At 67.4% G+C, this 5,353-nt stretch carries 10 protein-coding genes and 3 tRNA genes; 7 read left to right on the top strand and 6 right to left on the bottom strand.

Going from position 1 to position 5,353, the window contains the following annotated elements:
• On the bottom strand, positions 1-233 hold a 233-nt coding region (locus tag AC2VOU_RS01390), incomplete at its 3' end, for a type II toxin-antitoxin system RelE family toxin (RefSeq protein WP_486955740.1).
• Positions 205-525 carry a DUF6247 family protein gene (locus AC2VOU_RS01385; protein ID WP_486955739.1) on the bottom strand — a complete coding sequence of 107 codons (321 nt, stop codon included), beginning with the start codon at positions 523-525 and terminating at the stop codon, positions 205-207. The genes AC2VOU_RS01390 and AC2VOU_RS01385, both read right to left, overlap by 29 nt.
• Positions 526-645: 120 nt before the next feature.
• Between AC2VOU_RS01385 and AC2VOU_RS01380 the strand changes: the two genes are divergently transcribed.
• Together AC2VOU_RS01380 and AC2VOU_RS01375 are read left to right on the top strand one after the other, a co-directional pair.
• A complete protein-coding gene (locus AC2VOU_RS01380) occupies positions 646-900 on the top strand; it encodes a DUF4160 domain-containing protein (protein WP_486955738.1) in 255 nt (84 codons plus the stop codon).
• Positions 901-910: 10 nt separating this feature from the next.
• Positions 911-1,162: a DUF2442 domain-containing protein gene (locus tag AC2VOU_RS01375; RefSeq protein WP_486955737.1), complete on the top strand. Its 252-nt coding sequence runs from the start codon at positions 911-913 to the stop codon at positions 1,160-1,162.
• A 22-nt stretch (positions 1,163-1,184) separates the two neighbouring features.
• Here AC2VOU_RS01375 and AC2VOU_RS01370 read toward each other — a convergent pair whose 3' ends face one another.
• Positions 1,185-1,535 carry a hypothetical protein gene (locus AC2VOU_RS01370; protein WP_486955736.1) on the bottom strand — a complete coding sequence of 117 codons (351 nt, stop codon included), beginning with the start codon at positions 1,533-1,535 and terminating at the stop codon, positions 1,185-1,187.
• Between the two features lie 298 nt (positions 1,536-1,833).
• Here AC2VOU_RS01370 and AC2VOU_RS01365 point away from each other — a divergent pair, with 298 nt between their 5' ends.
• The 5 genes from AC2VOU_RS01365 (at position 1,834) to AC2VOU_RS01345 (ending at position 4,991) form a co-directional block, all read left to right on the top strand.
• Positions 1,834-2,913 carry a tyrosine-type recombinase/integrase gene (locus tag AC2VOU_RS01365; RefSeq protein WP_486955741.1) on the top strand — a complete coding sequence of 360 codons (1,080 nt, stop codon included), beginning with the start codon at positions 1,834-1,836 and terminating at the stop codon, positions 2,911-2,913.
• Entirely contained in the window at positions 2,910-3,890 is a 981-nt protein-coding gene (locus AC2VOU_RS01360) for a recombinase (RefSeq protein ID WP_486955735.1), read from the top strand. Before AC2VOU_RS01365 ends, AC2VOU_RS01360 begins: the two co-directional genes overlap by 4 nt.
• A 162-nt stretch (positions 3,891-4,052) precedes the next feature.
• On the top strand, positions 4,053-4,259 hold the full coding sequence (locus tag AC2VOU_RS01355; RefSeq protein WP_486955734.1) for a hypothetical protein: 207 nt from the start codon (positions 4,053-4,055) through the stop codon (positions 4,257-4,259).
• Complete coding sequence (locus AC2VOU_RS01350) at positions 4,253-4,438, top strand: hypothetical protein (protein WP_486955733.1); 186 nt, start codon at positions 4,253-4,255, stop codon at positions 4,436-4,438. Before AC2VOU_RS01355 ends, AC2VOU_RS01350 begins: the two co-directional genes overlap by 7 nt.
• A 235-nt stretch (positions 4,439-4,673) precedes the next feature.
• The gene (locus AC2VOU_RS01345; RefSeq protein ID WP_486955732.1) at positions 4,674-4,991 is read left to right on the top strand and encodes a hypothetical protein; all 318 of its coding nucleotides are present in this window, start codon (positions 4,674-4,676) and stop codon (positions 4,989-4,991) included.
• Between the two features lie 66 nt (positions 4,992-5,057).
• Here the strand turns inward: AC2VOU_RS01345 and AC2VOU_RS01340 are convergent.
• The 3 genes from AC2VOU_RS01340 to AC2VOU_RS01330 form a co-directional block, all read right to left on the bottom strand.
• Positions 5,058-5,143: transfer RNA gene (locus AC2VOU_RS01340), tRNA-Ser, on the bottom strand.
• A 29-nt stretch (positions 5,144-5,172) separates the two neighbouring features.
• A tRNA-Pro gene (locus tag AC2VOU_RS01335) sits at positions 5,173-5,246 on the bottom strand.
• Between the two features lie 34 nt (positions 5,247-5,280).
• A tRNA-Met gene (locus AC2VOU_RS01330) sits at positions 5,281-5,352 on the bottom strand.
• Position 5,353 lies beyond the last annotated feature (1 nt).

The raw sequence follows: 5,353 nt of genomic DNA, 5'->3' as shown, positions 1-5,353 counted from the left end.
ATCCGCAGCAGCACCACCCGCAGCGTCGACGGATTCACCACGTAGAGGATCAGCCCGCGGCCGTCGCCGAAAGTAGCCGTCCACTGGTCGGAGAGCCGGTCGTAGCTGCCGGTGCGCTGTGGGTCGGCGGCCAGCGCGTCCAGCGTCGCGTCGACGTGGGCGCGGACCTGTGGCGCCAGCTGCTCGTACTGCCGGCGCGGAACGTCACTCCAGCCGATCTGGTAGCCCACCATCTACGCGCACCCACTTCCCGTCACCGTCCCTGATCGACAGGCCAGTGTCGTCACCGGCGCGGAATCGGGCGATCGCGGCGCGTTCGTCGTCGGTCGGCGGACACCGGCGCAGATACGCCCGCCCCCACCAGGTGTCGAGGACCGCGACGACCGGGCCGAGGTCGAAGGTGTCGGCGGCGGTGGCCAGTGCGGCACGGAAGGCCGCCTCGAACTCGGACAGCTCGTCGGGGGATACCTCGGCCAGGACGGCGCGGATGGCGGGGCCGGTGCGGGGAAAACCGACGGAATCCACCGGGCCAGTGTGGCATCCCGGCGGCCGTGGGCCAGCCGGGTGGCATCAGGTCGCGTCCCAGGTTACTCGGCGTCGCGCCAAAGGATGGTAACTCGGTGACGAATCAGTACAACGCAGCGCATGCCACGCATCGCCGAATTCGCAGGGATTCTCATCTACATGTACTTCCAAGACCACAACCCGCCGCACTTCCATGCGACCTATGGAGGCGCGACTGCTCTGTTTGCGATTGCAGATGGGTCGGTCGTGAGGGGCAAACTGCCCGGCCCCCAAACGAAGCAGGTGCAAGAATGGACCGCAAAGCACAGGGTGGAACTGGATGACAATTGGCAGCGGTGCATGAATGGTGAGTCCCCGGAGTGGATCGACGGATAGGAGGGCAGCCGTGTACGGGCTGAAGGAAGACTGGCTTGTCGTGCGAGCGGCGGCCGACTATCCCGCTGTCACCGTGACGTTCGCCGACGGCACCACGCACCGGTTCGACCTGTCCCACTTGTTCGACCGTCCCGGAGTGTTCACGAAACTCCGCGACCCGGTTTTCTTTTCACAGGTCGGTGTCGTCAACGGCGCACTCACCTGGCCGGACGGTACCGACCTGGCTCCAGACGCGATGTACGACCAATCCCGCCGCAGCTGAGCCCGGCGATGCCACCCGCCCGTCAGCCGGGCGGCAGCAGGTCGGCGAGCAGGCCCATCGTGGCCGATTCCAGGGTAGCGCCCTCAGCGAATGCGGCAGGCTCGCACTCGGCGCACTCGGAGATCACCGCGGCCAGTGATGCCTTGTCCATGAGCCAGCGCACCGCCTTCGGGCTCGGCACCGGATACGTCTCCACACCGCCGGGTCCGTGCAGCAGACCGGGCACCAGCTCGGCCTTGCCCTCCTTGGCAGCACGACGCACAACGCTGGCCAGTTGCGCCCCATCGGCGCGGTACACCAGCGCCAGCTCGTGCGGGCAGGTGCTGACCAGCACGAGGCGTTCCTCCCGGGGAGCCCAAATCAGCAGGTGCATGTCCATTGTCCTTTTGTGGTCGGGTGCGGCGGTGGCCGCACCCGACAGACCACGTCCCGGACGCGGGACCTCCCGGGTGCGGCGCGGCATCGGGGCGCCGGCCGGTCCGCCGTTGAGCAGCGCCGCCGCGGCGTCGACGAGTGCCCGCGCCAGTGCCCGTGCCCGTGCCCGTCTGCTGGCTACAGGGACGTGACACCGGACGCGCAGCGGTGCCGCTGTCGCACCTGGCGGTTAGGCTGCCCCGGTGCGTCCACCCGCCCTGCCCGCGGCCGGTACCGCCGCCGAGTTGGACCATCACATGCGCGCGGCGATTCTGCGCACCGCGGCTTCCGCGCAATCACCAGCCACCCGCCGTGCCTACGACAGTTCCTGGCGTCGATTCGAAAACTGGTGCGCCGCACACCAATACCAACCCCTTCCAGCCCGGCCTGACGTGATCGCCGCCTACCTGGTCGATGCAGCCGGGACCGTGGACGTCGACGGCCGGCACGCCTATGCGCCATCGACACTGGCGAAGTGGCTGGCCGCCATTGCCGATCGGCACCGCCGCGTCACCGAAAGCCTCGATCCCTGCGGCCATCCGCTGGTACGGGCAACAGTCTCGGGCATCCGTCGCGAGTACGCTGCGGTCGGGGACCGTCCCCGCAGTCCCCGCGAGCCGCTGCTCACCGACGATGTGCTCGAGTTGGTCAGCGCCGCACGCGATCAGGTGCGCGACTGGTCCGACGCTGTCGGCGAACGGCGCGATTCCGCGCTGATCATGATGGGTTTCGCCGGGGCATTCCGGCGCAGCGAACTCGTCGCGCTCACCGGCGCTGACGTAGAACTGCACCCGCTCGACGGACTGCACGTGCACGTGCGCCGCTCCAAGACCGATCAGCACGGTGACGGCCGGGTCCATGCGCTGCCGCGCTCGGCGGACCCGCGGCGGTGCCCGCCATGCGCGTTCGCGCGTTGGGCACACGTCGTCGTCGCTTTCGACCGCGAGGGACGGCCCGGCGTCATCGCGGCGCTCGATGCCGCAGACGTACTCGACGAGCACCTGTGCCGTCGGCGATGCCCGGAGATCTCCAGCGCGCTTCCGGTGTTTCGGGCGATCAGCGGGAAGGGATTGCTGAGTGGGCGTTCGCTGTCGGGAGCCGCGGTGCACGCGGCGGTGCGCCGTCGCGCCATTCGGGCCGGATACTCCGAAGCCGCGGTGGCCCGCCTCGGTGCGCACAGCCTGCGGGCCGGGTTCGTCACCCAGGCTTTCCGTAACGGAGCCGATGCGGTGGCGATCATGCGCCAGACCGACCACCGCAGCGCCACCATGGTCGCCCGCTACGCCCGCGAAAAGGCGCCGCTGATCGGGAATGCGGTCACCGAGCTGGGGCTGTGACGGCGACTGGTCCGCGCGAGCGATCGGTCTGGCTGTTGTTCGCCGACTGGTGCGCCGCACGGAATCTGCCCGTGATGCCTGCAACGCCGCTGGTGCTGGCGCAGTTCTTGGCCGAGAACCCCGCTCCTGTCGGTACCCAACGCCGGCGTGTCGGTGCGATCAACGCGGCTCACCGGCGTGCCGGACACCGCGCACCCGGCCACGCCGAGACGGTCCGGATGCTGTTGGATGCCCGGTGGTCCGACATGCGCAGGGAACGTAGCGCTGCGGCTGTCGACGCTGTCGGCCGGATGCCCGAAACAGGCTGGCCCACAGCGTTGTTCGCCAGCCGCGACGCACTGCTTCTGGTGTTGTGGGCGGCGGGGATGCCGTACACCGGGATCGCGGTGCTGAGGATCAGGGACATCGCCGGCGGCGGCAACCAGCTGACGGTGACCTGTGCGGACGGTGATGTGTTCACCACCCCGCATGAGCTGGCGTCACCGGAACTGTCGCCGGGTGCGCTGTGGCGGTACTGGCGCGAGATTCGAGCTATCCAGCATCACACGCCCAGTCCCCGCCGAGTTTCGGCCTACCTTGCCGGGAACAGGCGGACGCCGGTATCGGCGGCACCGCCGGACCTTCCGGTGTTCACACCAGTCGACCGCTGGGGCGACATCGCCGTGCCAGCCGAGCCGTTGAGCGCAACCGGGATATCTGGAATCATCTCCGCGCACGTGCACGGCAACACTCCGGCCCATGCACCGAGGACGCCACCGCGACGCGAGCTGGATCCGGAACCCACCGAGCCGCGCACGGACGGACCTGCGCTGCTCGACGACGGCACCGTCACACGGGGAATTGCAGCTCGCCGCCGCGCCGCTCGCGACCTTGCCGCTGCCGACGATCTCCTCAACGACGTGTCGAGACGTGCCGACCAGCTGCTCGCCGAACTGCTGCACCTGCTCGATGATGGGAACACGTCACCCGAGCGGTGATCATTATCAGCGGATCTGATAGAAGCACGGCGACAATGTCCTACAACGCTATGCATTGACTACGCCGACACCTCCGGGTATCGATCCGCTGCGTCGTGTCGGTGCGCAACTTCACCGCGCCGCAGCACGCTCGTGACTCGGCGAAGTGGAACACTGCCCGGCATGGCATCTGGCGACCAGTCCGTGTCCGCCGCGCGAGAACGGCTGCGCCGGGAGCTGGAACAGGCCAACCAGGTAGTCAAACAGGCTGGGGCATACCGGGTCGAGTCCGACGGATTCGAGTGGATCGACGAGTCGAAGCTGCCCGTCGAATTCAATGACTACTACCAGAACCTGCGCTCTGCGGCATATGCCATCGGAGCGTGGTGACCGTTACGCTGGTGCACCACGCCGGATTCCAGTACGACGGATTCGCGTGCAGCGGAGCCGAACACGGCACGCCGGCACAGGTGGCCGCGTCTCTGTACGACAACGGGTGTCGGCTTGTGCAAGTCCTCGGCCGACGCGACGATGCCCTTGATTCCGGTCGTGCCGCAGACCCCGATTGACGGTCGATGGCACCGAATCCTGCTGCAAGGCAACATCGATGGCATCGGTCAGACGGGGTTGCGAACAGTGCCGGTTTCGCGATGTCGACGGCGGGGACTGTATGCAGCTGCTTCTGCGGATCCTCGCCGAGATGAACGGTTAGGTACCTGATTGCCGGGAAACCAACGGCGTCCTGGTGGGCCGACACGCAGCCGTCGCGCCACCGGGGGCCCGAAACGGCGCCGCGGTGTTTCCATGCACTCGTCCACCCACGACGAGGAGCTGATCAATATGCCCGTGTTCTACGAACTTCCCGCCAGCGAGCTGGTCGCCGGTGTCGAAACCGATGACGGTCAAGAAGTTCTCGATGTGGTGATCGACAGGGGCGCGGTCACTGCGACGGTGTATACCCCACGCCCTGACGATCCCGGTGCCGACGAGGACAACCGGGCCAATTCCGAGTCCCGGATCTACACCGGGGACAGCTACGTTGCGTTGGGCGTTTTCCTCGATACCGCGGTCGATCTGTCGAGACATCCGAAAGCCATAAATCGCCGCGACGGATACCGGTAGGTCGACCATGCCCCGTGCCGGTCACTTTTCTGCGACTTCGATCTTCACAGTGCGTGATGCGCTGCGCGGAGACGGCGGGACTCGAACCCGCGGCCGGAGTGAACCGACTACGCCTTAGCAAGGCGCTGCATTCGCCGCTCTGCCACGTCTCCAAAGTTGTTGCACCACAGTGCAGCAGAGGTCGGGGTGACAGGATTCGAACCTGCGACTTCCTCGTCCCGAACGAGGCGCGCTACCAAACTGCGCCACACCCCGTGACCGGCCTTCGCGCGGTGACCGTTGACCGTTGAGCCCTCTCCCGGGATTGAACCGGGGACCTTCCCATTATGAGTGGGATGCTCTACCACTGAGCTAAGGGGGCA

The sequence above is a fragment of the Mycobacterium sp. TH-M25 genome (assembly GCF_057473665.1).
Note: the sequence above shows the minus strand (reverse complement) of the source record. Positions and strands in the feature narration are given on the sequence as shown.